The sequence below is a fragment of the Arthrobacter sp. SW1 genome (genome assembly GCF_001766675.1).
Classification (GTDB): domain Bacteria; phylum Actinomycetota; class Actinomycetes; order Actinomycetales; family Micrococcaceae; genus Arthrobacter.
The window spans coordinates 288,983-309,400 of record NZ_MJLT01000001.1 but is presented as its reverse complement, the minus strand read 5'-3'; the positions used below and the strand labels follow the sequence as shown (position 1 = coordinate 309,400).

Sequence of the window (20,418 nt, the reverse complement as noted above, 5' to 3'; positions counted from 1 at the left end):
ATTGGCATCCCCATGACTACCAACGCCGACGGACATCAGTCCACGCAGTCCGGCGTTGCCGTCTCCGGAAGCTCGCTGTGGCTCAGGCTGCTGATTCTCAGTACGACGTCGGCCGGGCTGGCATTGCTCGTCACCGCGGTTGTTGCCGCGGTCTTGAACGGCGGCCAGGGCGCCTTGTCCGTTGCCTTCGGCGGCGCACTCGTCATGGTCTTCTTCGCGATCAGCCTGCTGATCGGCCATTTCGTGGGACGTAACAATCCTTCGGGCGCGGTGGGACTCTTCGTGGCCACCTACTTCATCAAGGTCATCGGCTTTGCCGTTGTCCTGTTCGTGATGGGTGCGCCGGATTGGCTGCACGGCCGCTGGTTCATGATTGCCGCCGTCGTGACTGTCGTTGTCTGGCAGGCCGCCGAAATCCGTGGGTTCAGCAAGGCCCGCCTGCAGATCTACAACGACCCCTCGCCGGGCGAAGGAGGCCAGCATGGCAAAGCCTGATCGCGATCCCGCGAAGCCCGTTTCCGGCTCCTCTGCTTCCGCGCATTCCGCCGACGACACCACCGCTGGAAAGGACGCCGGATACAACGCCGGCATCGCCGTTTTCAGCTACATCATCGGCGGAATCATTGTCTGGAGTTTGATAGGGTGGGGTCTGGATTATCTGTGGGGGACCCGCTGGATCGTGCTCCTGGGCGCTCTGCTCGGAGCTGCAGGGGGATTTTACCTTTCCCATATGCACGGACTCACCCGTCAAGGCTCTCCTTCGGGTGGGAACGCAGCGGAACGCGGTCCGTCCCAGGACGGGGCACAGTAATGCCAAAAAATTTCACACGGGAAGTGGCCGCACGCAACGCGGACCGATTCTCACCAAAGCCCAATGATGGACACTGCAGAGAGGAAACGCGTTGATCGCGCTTGCGCTCCCGGCCCAGGATTCAGGGACCTTCACCCCTCCCGGAATCGAAGAAATGCACCTGCCGGCTATCTTGCCGTGGGGTGCGCACGAAGGATTCTCCAAGCAGATGCTGCTGGTGATCCTCTCGGTCGTCATTATCGCCACCTTCTTCCTCCTCGCTGCACGCAAGCAGCAGCTGGTTCCCGGCAAGCTGCAGTTCGCGGGTGAGATGGCCTACGGCTTCGTCCGCAACAGCATCGCCAAGGACATCATCGGTGGCCGTGACTTCATGAAGTACGTGCCCCTGCTGTTCTCCCTGTTCTTCTTCATCCTGGTGAACAACATCTATGGCGCCATCCCGCTGATCCAGCTCCCCAGCTTCTCGCATGTCGGTGGCGCTTACGTCCTGGCCGGCATCGTGTACTTCACCTGGATTGCCATCGGCATCAAGAAGAACGGCATCAAGTACTTCAAGCTGGCCACGGTTCCGTCGGGCGTTCCGTGGTACATCCTGCCGATCGTTGTTCCGATCGAAATCATCTCCAACTTCCTGGTCCGCCCGGTCACGCACAGCCTCCGTCTTTTCGCGACCATGCTCGCCGGCCACCTGATCGTCATGCTCGCCGGTTCCGGCATCGAGTTCCTCGTCATGCAGGAGAACGTCCTCCTGAAGGGCACCTCGCTGCTGGTCCTGGTCGGCGCGATCGCCATGTACATGCTGGAAGCACTGATCATGGCCCTGCAGGCCTACGTGTTCACCCTGCTGACCGCGATCTACATCGAAGGCGCACTCCACGCCGACAGCCACTAAGGCACCCACAGACTTCCCCTTCGCGGGGATGAAGCAAACCAAACAACCTGCCATTCACATGGCATCTTGAAAGGAAAAAAATGGAAGGCAATCTCAACCTCGTAGGTTACGGTCTGTCCGCAATCGGCGGTGGTATCGGTGTTGGTCTCGTGTTCGCGGCTTACATCAACGGTGTTGCTCGTCAGCCGGAAGCCCAGCGCGTGCTGCAGCCGATCGCATTCCTTGGTCTGGCTCTGACTGAAGCTCTCGCCATCCTCGGTCTGGTCTTCGCCTTCGTTCTCTAGTCGTTCCCTGGAACGCAGCGAACCAGCACACGAGTAGAAAGGACGGGTAAATCATGAAACAGCTGATTGTCTCAGCGGCCACTGAAGGTGCCGAGACCAACCCGCTGATGCCCAACCCCTGGGAAATGGGTGTCGTTCTCGTCGGCTTTGCTGTCCTCCTGTTCATCGTGGTCAAGTTCATTGTCCCGATGTTCGAGAAGACCTTCGCAGAGCGCGCCGAAGCGATCGAAGGCGGCATTGCCAAGGCCGAAAAGGCCCAGGCTGAAGCTTCTGCAGCACTCGAAGAGTACAAGCAGCAGCTCACCGATGCCCGTGCCGAAGCCAACCGCATCCGCGAGGAAGCCCGCGCTGAAGGTGCACAGATCCTTGCCGACCTGAAGGCCAAGGCCGCCGCCGAGTCCGCCCGCATTACCGAGCAGGCTCACGCCCAGATCGAATCCGAGCGCCAGGCAGCCGTTGTTGCCCTGCGTTCCGAGGTGGGCACCCTGGCAACCACCCTGGCAGGCCGCATCGTGGGCGAATCGCTCAACGATGACGAGCGCTCCGCCCGCGTGGTGGACCGTTTCCTGGCAGATCTGGAGTCCCAGAACGCAGGTGCAGCTAAGTAATGGCAGGTGTATCGAGCGAATCGCTGACCACGGCGCTGGAGCAGTTGGAAGCAAAGCTTCCGCTCGCCTCGCTGCAGTTGGCTAGGGAACTCTTCGGAATCCTGGGAACGGTAGACAGCTCGGCTGGCTTGCGCCGCGCCCTGACTGACCCCTCCCGCAGCGGAGAAGAGAAGTCGGCGCTGGTCAAGCAGCTGTTTGGCGGGAAAGTCTCCGCTGATGCTGCGGAAATCATGTCCGGACTGGCCGGCTCGCGCTGGGCAGACGCACGTGACATCGGCGATGCACTCGAGACTCTTGCTGCCACGGTGGTCATCGCCGTGGCTGAAAACAAGTCGGCCGTTTCTGCCTCCGGAATCACGGGGCTGGAAGAGCTGGAGAATGACCTGTTTGCATTCAAGCAGGTTGTTGCATCCAGCCACGATGTACAAGCTGCTCTGGCAGAGCCGCAGGCTTCCGCAGCAGCGAAGGTTGCTCTTGCCGGAAAACTGGTGCCGGGTGCCAGCGAGGAAGCCAAGCTCCTCATTGGCCAGGCGGTGTCCCAGCCGCGCGGTGTCAAGGCAGTAAAGCTCATCGACAGCTTCGCGGCACTCGCCGCCAAGCGCCAGCAGCGCTGGATTGCGACCGTCAGCGTCACCCGTCCGCTGACGGAAACGCAGGCCAGCCGCCTGCAGGCCGGGCTCGACGCCCTCTACGGCCGCGATCTGAAGGTCAACGTCAACGTTGACCCGGCGTTGATCGGTGGAATCCGGGTCCAGGTGGGTGACGAAGTGCTCGACGCTTCCGTCGTGGCCCGCCTGTCCGAACTCCGCCGTCAACTCGCCGGCTAGCCGGACAAGAACAACTAACTGATACAAAACCCGGTCATCGTGAGCAACGATGATCACGAAAACAGGAGAGCAGGGACTGCAGATGGCCGAATTGACCATCAACGCCGACGACGTCCGTAATGCGTTGAACGAGTTCGCGGCGTCCTACGAACCCGGTAACGCAGAGCGCGTAGAGGTTGGTCGCGTGACCACCGCAAGTGACGGCATCGCCCGTGTTGAGGGTCTTCCCTCGGTCATGGCGAACGAGCTGCTTCGCTTCGAAGACGGCACCCTGGGCCTCGCCCAGAACCTCGACGTGCGCGAAATCGGTGTCATCATCCTCGGTGACTTCACCGGTATTGAAGAAGGCCAGGAAGTACACCGCACCGGTGAGATCCTGTCCGTTCCCGTTGGCGACGCCTTCCTCGGCCGTGTTGTCGACCCGCTGGGCCAGCCCATCGACGACCTCGGCGAGATCAAGGCTGAGACCACCCGTGCACTGGAACTCCAGGCTCCGGGCGTCACCCAGCGCAAGTCGGTCCACGAGCCGATGCAGACCGGCCTCAAGGCCATCGACGCGATGATCCCGATCGGCCGCGGCCAGCGCCAGCTGATCATCGGTGACCGCCAGACCGGCAAGACCGCAATCGCCGTCGACACCATCATCAACCAGAAGGCCAACTGGGCTTCGGGCGATGTCAACAAGCAGGTCCGCTGCATCTACGTCGGTGTCGGCCAGAAGGCTTCCACCATCGCCGCAGTCCGCCAGACCCTGGAAGACCACGGCGCCCTGGAGTACACCACCATCGTGGCCTCCCCGGCATCCGACCCCGCCGGCTTCAAGTACCTGGCTCCCTACGCAGGTTCTGCCATCGGCCAGCACTGGATGTACGGCGGCAAGCACGTCCTGGTGATCTTCGACGACCTGTCCAAGCAGGCCGAAGCCTACCGCGCCGTGTCCCTGCTCCTTCGCCGTCCGCCGGGACGCGAAGCCTACCCGGGTGACGTCTTCTACTTGCACTCCCGCCTGCTGGAGCGTTGTGCAAAGCTCTCCGACGAGCTGGGTGCAGGTTCCATGACCGGCCTGCCGATCGTGGAAACCAAGGCGAACGACGTTTCCGCCTACATCCCCACCAACGTCATCTCCATCACCGACGGCCAGATCTTCCTGCAGTCGGACCTCTTCAACGCCAACCAGCGTCCTGCTGTTGACGTTGGTGTGTCCGTCTCCCGCGTGGGTGGTTCGGCACAGGTCAAGTCCATGAAGAAGGTCTCCGGTACCTTGAAGCTGGACCTGGCCCAGTACCGCGACATGCAGGCGTTCGCGATGTTCGCATCCGACCTGGATGCCGCATCCCGCCAGCAGCTGACCCGTGGCGCACGCCTGATGGAACTGCTCAAGCAGGGCCAGTACTCGCCGTTCCCGGTCGAGGACCAGGTTGTCTCCATCTGGGCCGGTACCAACGGCTACCTGGACGATGTCCCGGTTGAGGACATCAACCGCTTCGAGGCCGAGTTCCTGGAGCACCTCAAGCACAAGTCCTCCATCCTGACCACGCTGGCTCAGACCAACGTCCTGGATGACGACACCGTGGAAGCGCTGAAGTCCGCGATCGTTGACTTCAAGAAGGGCTTCTTCGGGGAAGGCGACAACCGTCTGGTTGGCGCCGGCCACGAAGAGCACGAAGCGATCTCCGGCGGCGAAGTCGACCAGGAAAAGATCGTCAAGCAGAAGCGCTAGTTCCGATGACCGGGCCGGCCGGAGCCGCAAGCTCCGGCCGGCCCGGGCACCGGGATCTTAGGAAAGGATAAGTATGGGAGCCCAGATCCGGGTCTACCGCCAGAAGATCAGCTCGACGACGTCGATGCGCAAGATCTTCAAGGCGATGGAACTGATCGCTACCTCGCGCATCGGTAAGGCCCGCGCCCGCGTTGCAGCTTCGCTGCCGTATGCCAATGCGATTACCCGTGCCGTTTCTGCTGTCGCAAGCCAGAACGAAATCGATCACCCGCTCGTCACCGAGCCGGAGAAGATCCGTCGCGCCGCTGTCCTGGTCATCACCTCCGACCGCGGCCTGGCCGGTTCCTACTCCGCGAGCGTGCTCAAGCAGGCTGAAGGACTCAACGAGCTTCTTCGTGCCGAGGGCAAGGAAGTCAAGACCTACATCTTCGGCCGCAAGGCCCAGGCGTACTTCGACTTCCGCAACCGTCCCTACACCCGTGTGTGGACCGGCGGAACCGACGCACCGGAGTTCGAAACGGCGCAGGAAATCGGCGCTGCACTGCTCGAAGAGTTTGCCACCGATTACGCGGAGGGCGGCGTGGACGAGATCCATGTTGTGTACACCCGCTTCAAGTCGATGGTGACGCAGGAGCCCACCGTGGTCCGCCTCCTTCCGCTGGAAGTCGAAGAGCAGGCAGTTACCGAATCGGAGCTGCTGCCGCTGTACGAGTTCGAGCCCGAAGCCGAGCAGGTCCTCGACGCACTTCTGCCGCGCTACATCGAGTCCCGCATCTTCGCAGCAATGCTGCAGGCCGCAGCCTCCGAGCTTGCAGCCCGTCAGCGCGCGATGAAGTCGGCCGGTGACAACGCGACCGAGCTGATCAAGAAGTACACGCGACTGCGCAACACGGCCCGCCAGGCCGAAATCACGCAGGAACTGTCCGAGATCGTGGCCGGCGCCGACGCGCTCAGCGCGTAACCGCCGGTGCATCGCCCGGCACCAGCCGCAGCTGCACCAAACAGATAAACTTAACCCCACGCCATCTACCGAATGAAGTGAGAGAGATGACTGCCACCGCTACCGAGCACGTAGCCGCAACGGCCGGTGCCACCGGCCGCATTGCCCGTGTCATTGGCCCGGTTGTCGACGTCGAATTCCCGGCTGACGCAATCCCCGAGATCTACAACGCACTCACCACCGAGGTCACCCTCAACGGTGAGACCAAGACCATCACCTTCGAGACCTCCCAGCACCTGGGCGACAACCTCGTTCGTGCCATCTCCCTGCAGGCCACCGACGGCCTGGTCCGCGGCACCTCCGTGCAGGACACCGGCGCTCCGATCTCCGTGCCCGTGGGCGACGGCGTCAAGGGCCACATCTTCAACGTGCTCGGCAAGCCGCTGGACGTTGACGAGTCCGAGATCAAGGCCGATGACCACTGGCCGATCCACCGCAAGGCTCCGTCCTTCGCGCAGCTCGAAGGCTCCACCGAGATGCTGGAGACCGGCATCAAGGTGATCGACCTCCTGACCCCTTACATCAAGGGTGGAAAGATCGGTCTGTTCGGTGGCGCCGGCGTCGGCAAGACCGTTCTGATCCAGGAAATGATCACCCGTGTTGCCCGTAACTTCGGTGGTACCTCCGTGTTCGCCGGTGTGGGCGAGCGTACCCGTGAAGGTAACGACCTCTGGGTTGAAATGGACGAGGCCGGCGTTCTGAAGGACACCGCCCTTGTGTTCGGCCAGATGGACGAGCCGCCGGGAACGCGTCTGCGCGTGGCACTGTCCGCTCTGACCATGGCGGAGTACTTCCGCGATGTGCAGAACCAGGACGTGCTGCTCTTCATCGACAACATCTTCCGCTTCACCCAGGCCGGTTCCGAGGTGTCGACCCTGCTGGGCCGCATGCCTTCCGCCGTGGGTTACCAGCCGAACCTGGCCGATGAGATGGGTCTCCTCCAGGAGCGCATCACCTCGACCAAGGGCCACTCCATCACCTCGATGCAGGCCATCTACGTCCCGGCTGACGACTACACCGACCCGGCACCGGCCACCACCTTCGCCCACCTGGATGCCACCACGGAACTCTCCCGTGAAATCGCATCCCGTGGCCTGTACCCGGCCGTGGATCCGCTGACCTCCACCTCGCGAATCCTCGACCCGCAGTACATCGGCAAGGACCACTACGACACCGCAGTGCGCGTGAAGCAGATCCTGCAGAAGAACAAGGAACTCCAGGACATCATCGCCATCCTCGGTGTCGACGAACTGTCCGAAGAAGACAAGATCGTCGTGGCCCGCGCCCGCCGTATCCAGCAGTTCCTCTCCCAGAACACCTACACTGCTAAGCAGTTCACCGGTGTCGAGGGCTCCACCGTGTCCATCAAGGACACCATCGAGGGCTTCAAGGCCATCTGCGACGGCGACGTCGACCACATCGCTGAGCAGGCGTTCTTCAACGTCGGCGCCATGGATGACGTCGAGCGCCAGTGGGCCAAGATCCAGGAACAGACCAAGTAGCATGGCTGAGCTCGAGGTTGAGATTGTCGCGGCGGACCACTTCGTGTGGTCCGGTGCGGCCAAGATGGTCAAGGCCCGCACCAGCGATGGTGAAATCGGGATCCTGCCGGGCCACTCGCCGCTGCTCGCCATCCTGGCCGAGGGCGAGCTGGCAATCGAGCCGGTTTCCGGTGACCGCATCTCGGTAGCCGTCGACGGCGGATTCTTCTCCGTCGACAACAACCGGGTGGTCATTGTTGCTGACAACGCCCAGCTGGGTGAAGCAGCTACTGCGGGGATCCGATAGCACGACCTTGATGGACGATTCTGTTTTTCCGTTCATCATCCTGGCAAGTGCCTTTGGCCTGCTTGTTTTGACACTGTGCCTCGTGGGGGTGCGCCGCTTCAATCTGCGGCGCGCCCTCGGCACGGTGGACGCCTCCATCTGCACGGCTGGCAACAGCTGGCGGATGGGGGTTTGTCGTTATCAGGACTCCGAGCTGGAATGGTTCAGCCTGCTGTCGCTGAGCTTCAGGCCGCGTCACAGCTTCAAACGCAGTTCCTTGGAGCTGCTCGGCCGCCGGAAGCCCAGCGAGACGGAACTGACCAAGCTGCAGCCCGACGTCGTGGTGGTTGAACTGCGGCACGAAGGGGAGTCCTTCATGCTGGCGATGCGCTTCGAGGCGTATGCCGGCCTGTCCTCGTGGCTTGAGGCAGGGCCGGTGATCGGCGTCGGAACCTGGCGCTGACTTCCAGGAGAGATTTAAACGGAAATGCCCGGGCGGTCCGCCCGGGCATTTCTGTGTGTGTGGCGTGGCTCAGAGAGCGGTGACGCCGGTGGCCTGCGGGCCCTTGGCGCCCTGGCCGATTTCGAACTGAACACGCTGGTTCTCGTCGAGCGTGCGGAAACCGGAGGTCTGGATTTCCGAGTAGTGGACGAAGACGTCGCCGTCGGCGTCGTCCGGGGTGATGAAGCCGAAGCCCTTTTCAGCGTTGAACCACTTGACAGTGCCCAGTGCCATTATTCGTATCTCCTCATTGTGGAACTACATCTTTAAGACCGGCACCCAATGTGCCGTGCTTGAGTTACTCCGCGAGAAGACCTGAATTCCGCCATGGCAATGCCTGCCGGTATTGCAGGAGCTTCACGCTCGCAACACGTCTTGCGAGCATGAATCACACCTACACAAAGACTGCTACAACACTTTCATGGCCATAAGTGCAGGTCAACGGTCTATCGCGGAATTCCAGCAAAATTTAAGTAAAAAGAAGGTAACGGCATTTAGTTGAAAAATCAGGTAATAAACCGCGCTATTGCGCGGGACTGACTAAAGCCAGCGGCCCTGCCTCAGTACCCCGTGCAACTCCAGGTCACGGCCGGCCACGACGACGTCGGCGCGGAGGCCGCGGCGGAGGCCGCCGAGCTCATCCGAAAGGCCCAGGACCGCGGCAGGAACCGCAGTCGCCGAGAAGACGGCGTCCTTGAGCCCGACGCCGGCCGCCACGGTGCTGCGTACAACATCGAGCATGGTGGCGGTTCCGCCGGCGATGGAGCCCGTGGCGTCCAAGGTGGCGACGCCGTCGCTCACCGTGACCGGCGACGGGCCGAGCATGTAGTTGCCATCGGACAGTCCTGCGGCGGCCATGGAGTCGGTGACCAGGAGGATGTTCGCCGCACCGACCAGTTGGAAGACCGTGGCCACGGTGGCGGGATCCAGGTGCGTGCCGTCCGCGATCAGCTCCACCACGGCCTTCCCTTCCTGTGCCGCCCGCAGGCAGGCGGCGACAGGCCCGGGGGAGCGGTGGTGAAGCGGCGGCATGCCGTTGAAAAGGTGCGTGACGGTGGGGAGCGAGCTGACGCCGTCGAACCCTGCAGACTCCAAGCCCTCACGGGCGGCCGTGAGCGACGCCGCGGCGGTGGCGTCGTCGCAATCAGTGTGGCCGAGCGACGGCGTGATGCCGTGGGAAGTCATCAGGTCCACCAGCGCGGAGGCTCCCGGCAGTTCGGGGGCGTAGGTCATGGTGGCGAGCTTTCCGGCGGCGGCCTCGATCAGCTCGGCCATGAGTTCAAGATCGGGGTCGAGGAGGTACGCCGGATTCTGGGCGCCGCAGCGGGCGTGGGAAAGGAACGGCCCTTCGAGGTGGATGCCGGCCAGCAGGCCCTCGTCCGTGAGTCCGGCGTAGAGCCCGATGCCGCGCAGCAGGTCTTCGCGGGAGGCCGTGACCATGCTTGCCAGGAGCGTGGTGGTGCCGGAGCGGTGCAGGAAGTCGATGGCCTTGCGGGCCGAGTCCTCGTCGCCGCCAGGGAAGTCGCCGCCGTTGCCGCCGTGGCAATGCACGTCAACAAAGCCCGGGAGCAGGTAGCTTCCTTCCGGAAGCGGCGACGGCGCGAGCTCCGCGAACTCCTCCAAGCCGCTCCCGGCAAAATCCTTCGCCGGTCCTGCGAACGCGATGCGGTCTCCGTCCACGGCGACGAGGCCGTCCTGGATGACAGTCCCGTCGCTGACGATGGTTCCGCTGAGGAGATGGCGGCTGGGCATGGGCGTGGCCGAAGGCAGGCTCGGGTCTGTCATGGCTCGATTCTATTGCTCGAAGGAGCCCAAGAGAATGATTGCTGTTGATTGAAAACAAAATATTTCAATCAGGCGTAATCAGAAAAGCCGGGACTCGCTGTCGTCCACTCCGCGCATGGCGTCGTAGTCGAGGGTCACGCAGTCGATGCCGCGGTCGTTGGCGAGCACCTTCGCCTGGGGCTTGATCTGCTGCGCGGCGAAAATGCCGCGCACCGGTGCCAGCAGGGGGTCGCGGTTCAACAGCTCGAGGTAGCGCGTCAGCTGCTCGACGCCGTCGATGTCGCCCCGGCGCTTGAGTTCGACGGCGACCGTGGCGCCGTCGGCGTCGCGGGCCAGGATGTCCACCGGACCGATTGCAGTGAAGTATTCGCGCCGGATCAGGGAGTAGCCGGGGCCCAGGGTTTCGATCTGCTCGGCGAGCAGGCGCTGCAGGTCGGCTTCCACGCCGTCCTTGATCAGCCCGGGGTCGACTCCGAGTTCGTGGGAGCTGTCGTGGAGGTGCTCATAGATGTTGATGATCAGGCGGTCATCGGTCTTGGCGGACTGCACGGTCCACTGTTCGATCACGCCTTCCTCGACCTCGGTCTCCTCGGGCGTGGTGACGCGCAGGGTCGCAGGCGGGCTCATCCAGTTCAGGGGCTTGTAGGAACCGCCGTCCGAATGGACCAGCACGGAACCATCGGCCTTCACCAGCAGGAGGCGCGTGGCCAGGGGGAGGTGGGCCTTGAGTCGGCCGACGTAATCAACTGAGCAGCGGGCTATGACGAGTCGCACCCGCCCAACTTTACTGCCTGTGAACGCGTGCCGCCCGATCCGCGCCGCTGGGGCAGAATGGATGCATGCCCCGTTCCAACCGTCCCCGCCGTACCGGCTCCGCGAATTCGAAGTGGAGCCGAGGTGCCGAGGCGCCGGAGCTGGACCTCGAACGGGCTCGCGCCGGGATCGCCCGGCGGGAGAGTGCTCCCGACGGCGACTGGATCGTCCGCACCATGACTGCCCGGAACGCGGAAAAGAACTATGTCTGTCCGGGATGCTCCATGGCCATCCTTCCGGGAACCGCCCATCTGGTGGTGTGGTCCGGAAGCCACCTGTTGGGCGATGAAGCGGGCCTTGCCGAGCGGCGCCACTGGCACAACAAGTGCTGGACCGGGCGGACGTACCGCTACCGCTGACTTCTTTCCGGACAGCCGGGCGCTTGCTTTTGCCGCGCACGGTGGGTTCCCGGTCGCCTACCCTTGGAAGCATGACTTTCGACCCTGCCTCCTTCGTTTTCACCCAGCCCGAGGCTCCCGTGGCCATCCGCGCATCCACGGTGCTGCCGGCCCGGCGCGAAAACATCGAAATCGAAACCGAGGACGGAAAGGTCCTGGTGGGCGAGCTCGCCCTCCCGGAGTCCGGCGCGATCACCGCAACCCTGATCACCCTCCACCCCCTGCCCACGCACGGCGGGTTCATGGATTCGCACGTTTACCGCAAAGCGTCCTACCGCCTCCCGGCGCTGGCCGGCGTCGCCGTGCTCCGCTTCAACACGCGCGGCACGCACTCCCCGCGCGGCACCAGCCAGGGCACCTTCGAAGAGGGGATTGGCGAGCGGTACGACGTCGAAGCCGCGGTGCGGTTCGCCGTCGAACGCGGCTTGCCGAACCGCTGGCTGGTGGGCTGGTCCTTCGGCACCGAACTGGCGCTCATGTACGGGGCGGTGGAGCCCGTCGCATCGCAGGTGGAGGGCGCCATCCTGCTGTCCCCGCCGCTGCACCGCGCCACGGACGTCCACTTGAAGGAATGGGCGGCTTCCGGCAAGCCCCTGACCGTGCTGGTTCCGGAGCACGACGACTTCCTCCGGCCGGCCGAGGCGGCGGAACGCTTCCGGCTGGTGCCGCAGGCGCGCCTCCTGGGCGTCGACGGCGCCAAGCACCTTTGGGTGGGGGAGAAGTACGCCGCGCGGGTGCTCGATGAGATCGTCGACGACGTCACCGACGCCGGCGCGGGTGCCGAGGGATTGCCGCGTGAGTGGGCGGGGCCGTTCGCGACAGCCTCCGCCTAGCTGGCGCGGTTGGCCCGGTTGGGCCCACGCCGGCCGGGTTCCCTGGCCGAGCGGAGCGAGGCTAGGGGGCCGGTGGGGATCAGTGGCGGTCCTGGCGGACGATGAAGACTTCCTTGATCAGGAGCATGATCGCCGCTGCGGTCGGGATGGCGATGAGCGCGCCGAGGACACCCAGCAGGCTGCCGCCGGCGATCACTGAAATGACGGCGACGGCGCCGGGCACCGCCACCGCGCGCTGCATGATGCGCGGCGAGATGAAGTACGCCTCGAACTGCAGGTACGCGAAGTAGCAGATCGCGTAGATCACCGCGGTCTGCCAGCCCACGGTCAGTGCCACCAGGATCACCACGATGGCGGCGATCATGCCACCGACCAGGGGAATGAATGCCAGCAGGGCTACCACGAAGGCCAGCAGCACGCTGAACGGGACGCCCAGGATGTTCATCACGATGAAGGCGAACAGGGCATTGAGCAGGGCCACGCAGGCCTGGCCGATCACGTAGTTGCCTACGGAGCGGGTGATCTCCTCGGACAGGGCTTCCACGCGCGGGCGGCGGGAGCGCGGAGCCAGGCGGTAGGCCCACTTCTTCATGGCGGGCAGGGCGCCCAGGAAGTAGAGGCTGAGCACCAGGACGATCAGGGCACCGAACAGGCTGTTGGCCACGGTGGAGCCGAAGCCCACCACGCCGCCGAAAATGCCGCCCACGGCGTCCGGGTTCTTGACGAACTTGTCCAGCTCCTGGCTGATCCGGTCCCGCACGCCGAACTGGCTGTCCAGGGAGCGGAAGAACTCCGAATCCAGGAAATCCCGGATCCAGGTGGGTGCCTGGCGGACGATCTCCGTGACCTGTTCCACGATGGTCGGAATCAATGTGGCGAAGAAGCCCGCGACGCCGGCGGCCAGCACCCCGACGGCCAGCAGGATGCCGGCCGGGCGCGGAACCCTGCGGCTTTCGAGCCAGCGGACCACCGGGTCCAGGCCCAGGGCAATGAACAGGGCAGTGACGATCCACAGCAGGAGCTGCGCCGTGTGGGTTCCGATGTAAAATAGCAGCAATGCGACGCCGACTCCGGCCGTGCCCATGAAGCCGAGGTACAACGGATGCTGCGCGGACATCCGGGGACCCGGCGATCCAAAGCGTGCGTCGCCGTCGTCGGCCTCTTCGGTACCGTCCAGCTCAGGGGGCATTTCGAAGCGGACCCGGGGCTGGGCGCCGGGAATGGGCTGCCTGAGTCTGCGGGCGATTACGGCGAACAGGCCGGACCTCGGTTCCCGGACGACAGCCGCCTCCACGGCCCCATCCGCAGCCGGCTCGGGGGGTGTCGGAGACTTCTGTTCATTCACGTGGTTCTACTGCCTTTGCATTCCGTGCGGCCCCGCGGGCATGCCGATTCCAATGTTGTTCGTCACCCTACCAGCCGCCGTAAATTCCGCTTTTCGCCTGCCATGGAGCGGAATCCGGGGACGGCGTGGCGGGGCCCCGAACTGACCGCCGGGTAACAAAACCGTTACCCTTAAAGCTCAACGACCGCTGATGATTGGTATTCCTGTGCGATTGAAGACTGCAGCTTCCCTGGCGCTGCTGGGCCTGCTGGCGCTGTTGGCCGGTATCGGCCAGCTGACCTTCTGGGCTCCTGCCGACACCGTGACCGCGTCTGCCCCCGGCGAAACGAAAGCCGCGCCGTTGACCGTGATCGAACAAGGCCTCCTGGACCACAAGGGCGGTCCGAGCCGGATCACCATCAAGGGCGAAGGCAACTTCGTGCTTGCCGTCGGACGCCCGGACGACGTCGAGGCCTGGGTGGGCAAGACCGCCCACAACACCGTCAGCGGGGTGTCGGAGGACGGCAAGTCCCTCCAGATCGCCAACACCGCGGGCGAAGCCACTGCGCCCGCGCCGTCCGGCTCGGACCTCTGGGTCGAGACCGAGAACGCCAGCGGTCAGCTCGAATACTCCTGGAATCCACCGGCGGACGGTGAATGGTCGCTGCTCCTGGCGAGCGACGGTACCAAGCCCGCACCGGCGTCAATCGCCGTCACCTACCCCAACGACACCGCCATGCCGTGGGCTGTCCCGCTGATCGTCTTCGGCGCAGTCCTGATCGCGGCCGGCGCGGCCCTGCCGCTGCTGGGCAAGCTTTTCGGCGCCCGGAAGAACGGCAAGGGCGGCAGCGGCGGTTCCGGCACCGGCGGTCCGGGCAGCACGACGGCGGAAGCCGCCGGTCCTGCCACCGCCACCCCGACCCCGCTCAAGGAAGAGGCGCCGAAGGAAAAGGGCGGCACCACCGCCTTGCGCGTACTCGCCGCCGGCGCAGTCTCCCTCGCCCTGGCCGGCACCTCGGTGGGGGCCGCGCACGCCACGCAGACGCCGTCGCCCGCCGCTTCGCAGCCGGCAGCTGCGCCGGAGAGCTCGCCGGTTGTGGTTGACTCCCAGCTCAACCGGATCCTGGAACAGGTCGCCAACGCCGTCTCGGCCGGCGACGCCGCACGCGACGCCGCCAAGCTCAAGCCGCGGGTCGCCGGCACTGAGCTGCTTGTCCGCACCCAGAACTACAAGATCCGCGCCAAGGTTTCCGGCCACCAGGCCCGCATGCCCGTACGCGCAAGCAAGCTGCTCGGCAGCGTGGTGACCACCCAGCGCAGTTGGCCCCGCACCGTCGTCGCAGTGACCCAGGGCGACGGAAACGTCGTGCCGCAGGTCCTCACCCTCAGCCAGCCGTCGCCGCGCGAGAACTACAAGCTCGTGGCCACGGCCCCCCTGCAGCCGGGCACGTCCTTCCCGGCCATCCCGCGGGGCGGCACCCAGCAATCAGCTGCCGGTAACAAGACCGGCCTCCTGTACAGCGGAACCGAGGCCATGGCCGCGCTGGCCGACCGCTTGACCAAGCCGGACTCCGCCTTCAAGTCCAAGCTTGTCGAAGGCACCGGCTCGCCGTACATCTCCGACGTGCTCGACTATCAGGCCGACGCCGTCAAGGCAGGCAGCAGCGGAACCTTCAAGTTCACCCACGCCCCGGTGCCCGCCGAAACCACGGTTTTCCGTACCTCCGACGGCGGCGCGCTGGTGCTCGGCCGGCTGGACTTCGTGTTCTCCACCAAGCCGAAGGCCGAAGGAGACACCCTGATCGCGGACAAGGCCGCAGCCGTTCTCGCCGGCGGTGAGTCGACGAAGGTGGGCCTTTCGCAAACCTTCGCGGAGTCCGTGGCGATCTACGTGCCGCCGGCCGGTTCCACGGAGCCGATGAAGCTCGTGGCTGCCTTCCGCGGACTGGTAGCCGCCAGTTTCAAGTAGGCCGGGACGGCCGGGGAAACGGCTAGAGTGGACACTATGAGTTCGCCAGGATCACGACCCGTTTCCCCGGCCGCCGCCAGCCAGCTCAACCTCCGCGGCGCCGTCGATCTTTCTTCCCTCCGGCGCCCGGCCACGCCGCCGCCCGCCGCTCCGGCTCCGGCAGGCCCCGGCGCGTCGGCAGGGTCCGGCCAAGGCGACGGAACACAGGATGCTGGCGCCGCAAAGCGCCCCCTGCGCGTCGACGCGAATGAAGCGAACTTCCAGGACCTGGTGGAGCTATCCGCGCGGATCCCGGTGCTTTTCCTGCTGTGGGCCCGCTACTCGCCGGAATCCACCACCCTGCTGCAGAACCTCGAACAAGTCGTGGAGAGCTACGACGGCCGGATCGTGCTGGCGGCAGCCGACGTCGAAGCGTTCCCGCAATTGGCGGATGCCTTCCGCATCGAGGCCATTCCCACCGCCGTCGCCGTCCTGGGTGGCCGGCCGCTGCCGCTGTTCCAAGGCCCCGCAGCTGAGCAGGAAATCCGGGCTCTGCTGGACGAACTCCTGAAAGTCGCAGCCGAGAACGGCGTGACGGGCAGCGTCCGCAGCGAGTCATCTGTACCGGAAGAAGCACCGGTTCCGCCGCTGCACCAGGCGGCCTTCGACGCCATCGAGGCCGGGGACTACGCCGCTGCCGCGCAGGCCTACCGCCAGGCCCTGGCCGAACAGCCGGCAGACCGTGAAGCCAAGGCCGGGCTGGCCCAGGTGGAACTGATGGGCCGGCTCGAGTCGATTACCGCGCCGCAGGCCGAGGAACTGCGCCGGCAGGCTGCCCAGGAACCGGACAACCTGGACGCGCAGCTGGCCATCGCCGACCTCGACGTTTCCGGCGGACACATCGACGACGGTTTCAACCGCATCATCACGTTCATCGGCCGCAACTTCGGCCCGGAGCGCGAAACCGCACGCGTCCGCCTGCTGGAGCTGTTCGACGTCGTCGGCGTCGCCGACGAGCGGGTGGCGAAGGCGCGCCAGGGGCTCGCGCGGGTGCTGTTCTAGGCTGCCCGCCCGGCGGCAGATCCCTCAGGCGCAGTTCCCGACGCCGGCTGTCCTCCTTGCGGATGAGCGGCACCGAACGGCGTGGCCGGTAGTTCGTCCTGCCGGATGATCCCTCCGGAAACAAGGCGGGGCTAGGCTGGCGGAATGAGCGCCCCGTACCCGGACCATCCCGTCCCCGAGCCCACTCCCGCACCCGCCGCATCGAGCGCAGCCGCCACCGTACCCGCGCTGGCCCTGCGCGGCCTCGCGAAGCGCTTCGGCCAGAAGATCGCCGTCAACGGCATCAGCCTGGACGTGCCCGCAGGCTCCTTCTACGGCGTCGTCGGCCCCAACGGCGCCGGCAAGACCACCACGCTGTCCATGGCGACGGGGCTGCTGCGGCCGGACCACGGCACGGCCTTCGTCCATGGCGTGGACGTCTGGGCGCAGCCGCTGGAAGCCAAGAAGCTCATGGGCATCCTCCCTGACGGGGTCCGCCTGTTCGACCGCCTCAGCGGCGAACAGCTGGTCAGTTACTCCGGCCTGCTGCGTGGGATGGACCGGGCTGTCGTGGAGTCCCGTGTCCGTGAGCTGCTGGGCGCCTTGGACCTGGCCCGGGACGCCGGAACCCTGGTGGTGGACTACTCGGCCGGCATGCGGAAGAAGATCGCGCTGGCCTCGGCACTCATCCATGCGCCCCGCTTGTTGGTGCTGGATGAACCTTTCGAATCCGTGGACCCGGTGTCCGCGTCGAACATCCGCGGCATCCTGGAACAGTACGTCGCATCGGGCGGAACCGTGATCGTCTCCAGCCACGTCATGGACCTGGTCCAGCGCATGTGCGACCATGTCGCCGTCGTCGCCGCAGGGCGCGTCCTGGCCGCAGGCACCGTCGACGAGGTGCGGGACGGCGCCACGCTCGAGGAACGCTTCGTCTCCCTGGTGGGCGGCGGAACCCGTACGGAGGGGCTCGAGTGGTTGCGCACCTTCTAAGCCTCAAGTGGCGTTTGCTGCTCAACGGCTTCCGCCGCAGTCCGTGGCAGATCGTGGGCATGGCCCTCGGCGCGATCTACGCCGCGGGCATGACGCTGGCCGGCGTGGCCGGCCTCGTGGCACTGCGGTGGGCCGATCCGCAGATCGCGCAGACCGCCGTCGTGCTGGGCGGCGTATTGCTGGTGGCGGGCTGGGTGCTGGTACCGCTCGTGACGTCGTCCGCGGACCTGACGCTGGATCCGGGCCGGTTCACCACCTTTGCCGTTCCGTTGCGGCAGTTGCTTCCCGGCCTCGCCCTGGCCGGGCTGCTCGGCATCCCGGGGATCGCCACGCTGCTGGTATCCCTCGGCACTGTGGTGACGTGGGCACGCGGCGTTGTCCCGCTCGCGGGGGCGCTGATCGGCGCTCTGCTGGGGGTCCTGACGTGCGTCGTCGCATCCAAGCTGGTGACGACGGCGGTGGCCGGGCTGCTTGCCTCGCGCCGTTTCAAGGACATCAGCAGCATCATCTTCTTCATCCCGCTGGTCCTGGCCGGACCGATCGTGACGGGGCTGATCCAAGGCCTGAACGACAGCAGGGACTACCTTCCCGGCCTGGCGCGCACGATGTCCTGGACCCCGCTGGGCGCGGCGTGGTCACTTGGCGGGGATCTCGACGCCGGACACGTTGCGGCCGCCGGGGCCAAACTGCTGATTGCCTTCGCCAGCCTCGCCGTGCTCGCCGGAGCCTGGTATCTGCTCCTGAAGCGCGCCATGGTGACCCCGCCCTCCACCGGCGGGACCAGCCGGAAAGCGGGCAAGGCCGGGCTGTTCGGTGTGTTTCCCGGGACGCCTGCGGGCGCCGTGGCGGCCCGTTGCCTCACGTACTGGCTGCGCGATCCCCGGTACGCCGGTTCGCTGGTGGTGGTTCCGCTGCTGCCCATCCTGTTCTTCTTCGCCGGCTCGCAGAGCGGCAGCTATGAGCTGCTGATCGCGGTGGCACCCGTGACTGCGTTCCTGATGGCCTGGTCCATATCGGCGGATGTTTCCTATGACAACACTGCCTTCGCCCTGCATTTGGCGGCGGGTGTGCAGGGCAAGGACGACCGCCTGGGCCGTGCGCTTGCCTGCCTGACCATCGCACTGCCGCTGGTGTTTGTCTTTACCGTCGGATCCGCGGCCGTCAGCGGAAAGTGGGACTGGCTGCCGAACATCCTCGGTTGCTCCCTTGGCGCCCTGTTCACCGGCCTGGGACTGGCATCGGTAGTCTCGGCGCGATGGACCAGTGCTGTTCCGGCACCGGGGGAGAGCCCGTTCAAGAAGCCTCCGGGCAACACCGCCCAGACCATGGTGGTGCAGTTTGCCGGCATGGGGGCGATGGCGGTGCTCCTGATTCCTGAAATCGCCCTCGTGGTGGCGCAGGCGGTGACCGGCCGGGAACTGTTCGGCTGGACCGCACTTGCCGTGGGGCCGCTGCTTGGCGGCGCCCTGTTCGTCGCCGGCGTCCGGCTGGGCGGGGCGTGGTTGGACCGGCGTGGCCCGGAAATGTTTGCCCAGCTTGCGGACAACCGTTGAAAGCCGGCCCTGATGGCATAGCCTCGGAGGAACAGGTTCGGGGCTCCATGCGCAGAAAGGCCGGGATCCATGGAAGTTGTCATCCTGCCGGGCATCAGGCAGATCGGCAGGCTTGCCGCAGATGCCATTGAGGAACTGTTGCGGCGGAAGCCGGACGCGGTCCTTGGCCTGGCTACGGGATCGTCGCCGTTGCCCGTGTACGACGAACTCGCACGCCGGCACCGGGATGAGGGCCTGGACTTCAGCAAGGCCCACGCCTTCGCCCTGGATGAATATGTCGGCTTGGAAGCAGGCCATCCCGAGTCCTACCGCGAAGTGATCCGGCGGGAGTTCACCGACCGTGTGAACATCGATCCCGCGAACGTCCACAGCCCGGACGGCGCAGCCGAAGACATTCCGGCTGCCTGCCAGGCCTATGAAGACGCCATCCGGGAGCGTGGCGGGGTGGACCTGCAGCTTCTGGGCGTGGGTACGGACGGTCATATCGGCTTCAATGAACCGGGATCTTCCCTGGCCTCCCGCACCCGGATCAAGACCCTGATTGAACAGACCCGCAAGGACAATGCCCGCTTCTTCGACAGCGTCGATGACGTGCCGCACCATGTGGTGACCCAGGGCCTTGGGACGATCATGGATGCCAGGCACGTGGTCCTGATCGCCACCGGCGCGCAGAAAGCCCAGGCAGTGCGCGATTTGGTGGAGGGGCCGGTGGCCGCGATCTGCGCGGCGTCGGTCCTGCAGTTCCACCCGCATGCGAGCATCCTCATTGACGAGGCAGCGGCGTCTTCCCTCAAGCTCGCCGCATACTACCGGCACGCTTTCGGGAACAAGCCGGAGTGGCAGGGGCTGTAGCGGGCTAAGATGGATGGCATGACGACCCTGCCTCCGGACCCCTTCGAGAACGATCCCATGCGCGAACTCTCCGGAGCCGGCACTTCCACCGCCATCATTGAGCGCGAGGAAACGCGCCAGGAAGTGGAGCCCGGCGACCGGGAGCGCTTCTCCCACTACGTCCGCAAGGAAAAGATCATGGAGTCGGCCTTGACCGGCGAGCCCGTGATCGCCCTGTGCGGAAAAGTCTGGACGCCCGGCCGCGACCCGCAGAAGTTCCCGGTCTGCCCCGAGTGCAAGAAGATCTACGAAGGCCTGCGCCCCGGCGACGACGGCGATTCCCGCTAAGCGGATCCGTCGCCTTCCCTGAAGCGTCCCAGGGCCGGTGCCGCCGTGCGCCGGCCCCTTTCCTTGCCGTGGCCCGGACCGCCTGAACGGCGGCCTGCGGCGATGGCACGCCCGGAATCCACCCGGAACAGATTGGTGTT

Annotated in this window: 23 protein-coding genes; 19 read left to right on the top strand and 4 right to left on the bottom strand. The window is 65.4% G+C overall.

Translation table 11 applies throughout. The annotated features are described in order from the left end of the window. Window positions 1-12 precede the first annotated feature (12 nt). From BIU82_RS01505 to BIU82_RS01455, 11 genes are all read left to right on the top strand, one after another. Window positions 13-495 (top strand): hypothetical protein, encoded by a 483-nt coding sequence (locus BIU82_RS01505; protein ID WP_070347675.1) that lies wholly within the window; start codon window positions 13-15, stop codon window positions 493-495. Next, entirely contained in the window at window positions 482-811 is a 330-nt protein-coding gene (locus BIU82_RS01500; protein WP_070347674.1) for a hypothetical protein, read from the top strand. Before BIU82_RS01505 ends, BIU82_RS01500 begins: the two co-directional genes overlap by 14 nt. Before the next feature lie 91 nt (window positions 812-902). Further along, window positions 903-1,703 (top strand): F0F1 ATP synthase subunit A, encoded by an 801-nt coding sequence (gene atpB, locus BIU82_RS01495; protein ID WP_070347673.1) that lies wholly within the window; start codon window positions 903-905, stop codon window positions 1,701-1,703. Window positions 1,704-1,783: 80 nt separating this feature from the next. Further along, on the top strand, window positions 1,784-1,987 hold the full coding sequence (gene atpE / locus BIU82_RS01490) for an ATP synthase F0 subunit C (RefSeq protein WP_009356484.1): 204 nt from the start codon (window positions 1,784-1,786) through the stop codon (window positions 1,985-1,987). A 53-nt stretch (window positions 1,988-2,040) separates the two neighbouring features. Further along, complete coding sequence (locus BIU82_RS01485; RefSeq protein WP_070347672.1) at window positions 2,041-2,595, top strand: F0F1 ATP synthase subunit B; 555 nt, start codon at window positions 2,041-2,043, stop codon at window positions 2,593-2,595. Continuing rightward, window positions 2,595-3,422, top strand: coding sequence for a F0F1 ATP synthase subunit delta (locus BIU82_RS01480; protein WP_070347671.1), 828 nt, complete (start codon window positions 2,595-2,597; stop codon window positions 3,420-3,422). Before BIU82_RS01485 ends, BIU82_RS01480 begins: the two co-directional genes overlap by 1 nt. Before the next feature lie 82 nt (window positions 3,423-3,504). Beyond that, window positions 3,505-5,142, top strand: coding sequence for a F0F1 ATP synthase subunit alpha (gene atpA, locus BIU82_RS01475; protein WP_070347670.1), 1,638 nt, complete (start codon window positions 3,505-3,507; stop codon window positions 5,140-5,142). A 73-nt stretch (window positions 5,143-5,215) separates the two neighbouring features. Further along, a complete protein-coding gene (locus tag BIU82_RS01470; RefSeq protein WP_070347669.1) occupies window positions 5,216-6,103 on the top strand; it encodes a F0F1 ATP synthase subunit gamma in 888 nt (295 codons plus the stop codon). Between the two features lie 86 nt (window positions 6,104-6,189). Further along, window positions 6,190-7,644 (top strand): F0F1 ATP synthase subunit beta, encoded by a 1,455-nt coding sequence (gene atpD, locus BIU82_RS01465; protein WP_070347668.1) that lies wholly within the window; start codon window positions 6,190-6,192, stop codon window positions 7,642-7,644. Between the two features lies 1 nt (window position 7,645). Beyond that, window positions 7,646-7,930: a F0F1 ATP synthase subunit epsilon gene (locus tag BIU82_RS01460; RefSeq protein WP_070347667.1), complete on the top strand. Its 285-nt coding sequence runs from the start codon at window positions 7,646-7,648 to the stop codon at window positions 7,928-7,930. Between the two features lie 10 nt (window positions 7,931-7,940). Beyond that, on the top strand, window positions 7,941-8,372 hold the full coding sequence (locus BIU82_RS01455) for a DUF2550 domain-containing protein (protein WP_070347666.1): 432 nt from the start codon (window positions 7,941-7,943) through the stop codon (window positions 8,370-8,372). Between the two features lie 69 nt (window positions 8,373-8,441). On the opposite strand, the gene BIU82_RS01450 is transcribed toward BIU82_RS01455, so the two are convergent. From BIU82_RS01450 to nucS, 3 genes are all read right to left on the bottom strand, one after another. Beyond that, window positions 8,442-8,645, bottom strand: a complete 204-nt coding sequence (locus BIU82_RS01450; protein WP_070347665.1) for a cold-shock protein — start codon at window positions 8,643-8,645, stop codon at window positions 8,442-8,444. 306 nt (window positions 8,646-8,951) lie between these two features. Then, entirely contained in the window at window positions 8,952-10,196 is a 1,245-nt protein-coding gene (locus BIU82_RS01445; protein WP_070347664.1) for an amidohydrolase family protein, read from the bottom strand. Window positions 10,197-10,274: 78 nt separating this feature from the next. Then, the gene (gene nucS, locus BIU82_RS01440; RefSeq protein WP_070347663.1) at window positions 10,275-10,970 is read right to left on the bottom strand and encodes an endonuclease NucS; all 696 of its coding nucleotides are present in this window, start codon (window positions 10,968-10,970) and stop codon (window positions 10,275-10,277) included. Window positions 10,971-11,035: 65 nt separating this feature from the next. On the opposite strand from nucS, the gene BIU82_RS01435 reads away from it, so the two are divergent. After that, a complete protein-coding gene (locus BIU82_RS01435; protein ID WP_070347662.1) occupies window positions 11,036-11,368 on the top strand; it encodes an ATP/GTP-binding protein in 333 nt (110 codons plus the stop codon). A gap of 71 nt (window positions 11,369-11,439) precedes the next feature. Further along, window positions 11,440-12,240 carry an alpha/beta fold hydrolase gene (locus BIU82_RS01430; protein WP_070347661.1) on the top strand — a complete coding sequence of 267 codons (801 nt, stop codon included), beginning with the start codon at window positions 11,440-11,442 and terminating at the stop codon, window positions 12,238-12,240. A 79-nt stretch (window positions 12,241-12,319) separates the two neighbouring features. Here the strand turns inward: BIU82_RS01430 and BIU82_RS01425 are convergent, their stop codons facing one another. Further along, entirely contained in the window at window positions 12,320-13,534 is a 1,215-nt protein-coding gene (locus BIU82_RS01425; protein WP_070347660.1) for an AI-2E family transporter, read from the bottom strand. A 241-nt stretch (window positions 13,535-13,775) separates the two neighbouring features. Here BIU82_RS01425 and BIU82_RS01420 point away from each other — a divergent pair, with 241 nt between their 5' ends. The 6 genes from BIU82_RS01420 to BIU82_RS01395 all read left to right on the top strand — a co-directional run bounded on the left by BIU82_RS01420 (window position 13,776) and on the right by BIU82_RS01395 (window position 20,278). Next, window positions 13,776-15,533, top strand: coding sequence for a hypothetical protein (locus BIU82_RS01420; protein WP_070347659.1), 1,758 nt, complete (start codon window positions 13,776-13,778; stop codon window positions 15,531-15,533). A gap of 36 nt (window positions 15,534-15,569) precedes the next feature. Next, window positions 15,570-16,574, top strand: a complete 1,005-nt coding sequence (locus BIU82_RS01415; protein ID WP_070347658.1) for a tetratricopeptide repeat protein — start codon at window positions 15,570-15,572, stop codon at window positions 16,572-16,574. A 144-nt stretch (window positions 16,575-16,718) separates the two neighbouring features. Then, window positions 16,719-17,546: an ABC transporter ATP-binding protein gene (locus tag BIU82_RS01410; protein WP_070347657.1), complete on the top strand. Its 828-nt coding sequence runs from the start codon at window positions 16,719-16,721 to the stop codon at window positions 17,544-17,546. Continuing rightward, window positions 17,528-19,099 (top strand): transporter, encoded by a 1,572-nt coding sequence (locus BIU82_RS01405; RefSeq protein WP_070347656.1) that lies wholly within the window; start codon window positions 17,528-17,530, stop codon window positions 19,097-19,099. The genes BIU82_RS01410 and BIU82_RS01405 overlap by 19 nt, the downstream gene beginning before the upstream one ends. Before the next feature lie 69 nt (window positions 19,100-19,168). Beyond that, on the top strand, window positions 19,169-19,951 hold the full coding sequence (nagB, locus tag BIU82_RS01400) for a glucosamine-6-phosphate deaminase (RefSeq protein ID WP_070347655.1): 783 nt from the start codon (window positions 19,169-19,171) through the stop codon (window positions 19,949-19,951). 9 nt (window positions 19,952-19,960) lie between these two features. Further along, window positions 19,961-20,278: a DUF3039 domain-containing protein gene (locus tag BIU82_RS01395; RefSeq protein WP_070347654.1), complete on the top strand. Its 318-nt coding sequence runs from the start codon at window positions 19,961-19,963 to the stop codon at window positions 20,276-20,278. Window positions 20,279-20,418: the final 140 nt, after the last annotated feature.

Coding starts and splice junctions, on each gene's coding strand:
- BIU82_RS01505 (WP_070347675.1), top strand. CDS start 13: ATGACTACCAACGCCGACGGACATCAGTCCACGCAGTCCGGCGTTGCC.
- BIU82_RS01500 (WP_070347674.1), top strand. CDS start 482: ATGGCAAAGCCTGATCGCGATCCCGCGAAGCCCGTTTCCGGCTCCTCT.
- atpE (WP_009356484.1), top strand. CDS start 1,784: ATGGAAGGCAATCTCAACCTCGTAGGTTACGGTCTGTCCGCAATCGGC.
- BIU82_RS01485 (WP_070347672.1), top strand. CDS start 2,041: ATGAAACAGCTGATTGTCTCAGCGGCCACTGAAGGTGCCGAGACCAAC.
- BIU82_RS01480 (WP_070347671.1), top strand. CDS start 2,595: ATGGCAGGTGTATCGAGCGAATCGCTGACCACGGCGCTGGAGCAGTTG.
- atpA (WP_070347670.1), top strand. CDS start 3,505: ATGGCCGAATTGACCATCAACGCCGACGACGTCCGTAATGCGTTGAAC.
- BIU82_RS01470 (WP_070347669.1), top strand. CDS start 5,216: ATGGGAGCCCAGATCCGGGTCTACCGCCAGAAGATCAGCTCGACGACG.
- atpD (WP_070347668.1), top strand. CDS start 6,190: ATGACTGCCACCGCTACCGAGCACGTAGCCGCAACGGCCGGTGCCACC.
- BIU82_RS01460 (WP_070347667.1), top strand. CDS start 7,646: ATGGCTGAGCTCGAGGTTGAGATTGTCGCGGCGGACCACTTCGTGTGG.
- BIU82_RS01455 (WP_070347666.1), top strand. CDS start 7,941: ATGGACGATTCTGTTTTTCCGTTCATCATCCTGGCAAGTGCCTTTGGC.
- BIU82_RS01450 (WP_070347665.1), bottom strand. CDS start 8,645: ATGGCACTGGGCACTGTCAAGTGGTTCAACGCTGAAAAGGGCTTCGGC.
- BIU82_RS01445 (WP_070347664.1), bottom strand. CDS start 10,196: ATGACAGACCCGAGCCTGCCTTCGGCCACGCCCATGCCCAGCCGCCAT.
- BIU82_RS01435 (WP_070347662.1), top strand. CDS start 11,036: ATGCCCCGTTCCAACCGTCCCCGCCGTACCGGCTCCGCGAATTCGAAG.
- BIU82_RS01430 (WP_070347661.1), top strand. CDS start 11,440: ATGACTTTCGACCCTGCCTCCTTCGTTTTCACCCAGCCCGAGGCTCCC.
- BIU82_RS01420 (WP_070347659.1), top strand. CDS start 13,776: ATGATTGGTATTCCTGTGCGATTGAAGACTGCAGCTTCCCTGGCGCTG.
- BIU82_RS01415 (WP_070347658.1), top strand. CDS start 15,570: ATGAGTTCGCCAGGATCACGACCCGTTTCCCCGGCCGCCGCCAGCCAG.
- BIU82_RS01410 (WP_070347657.1), top strand. CDS start 16,719: ATGAGCGCCCCGTACCCGGACCATCCCGTCCCCGAGCCCACTCCCGCA.
- nagB (WP_070347655.1), top strand. CDS start 19,169: ATGGAAGTTGTCATCCTGCCGGGCATCAGGCAGATCGGCAGGCTTGCC.
- BIU82_RS01395 (WP_070347654.1), top strand. CDS start 19,961: ATGGATGGCATGACGACCCTGCCTCCGGACCCCTTCGAGAACGATCCC.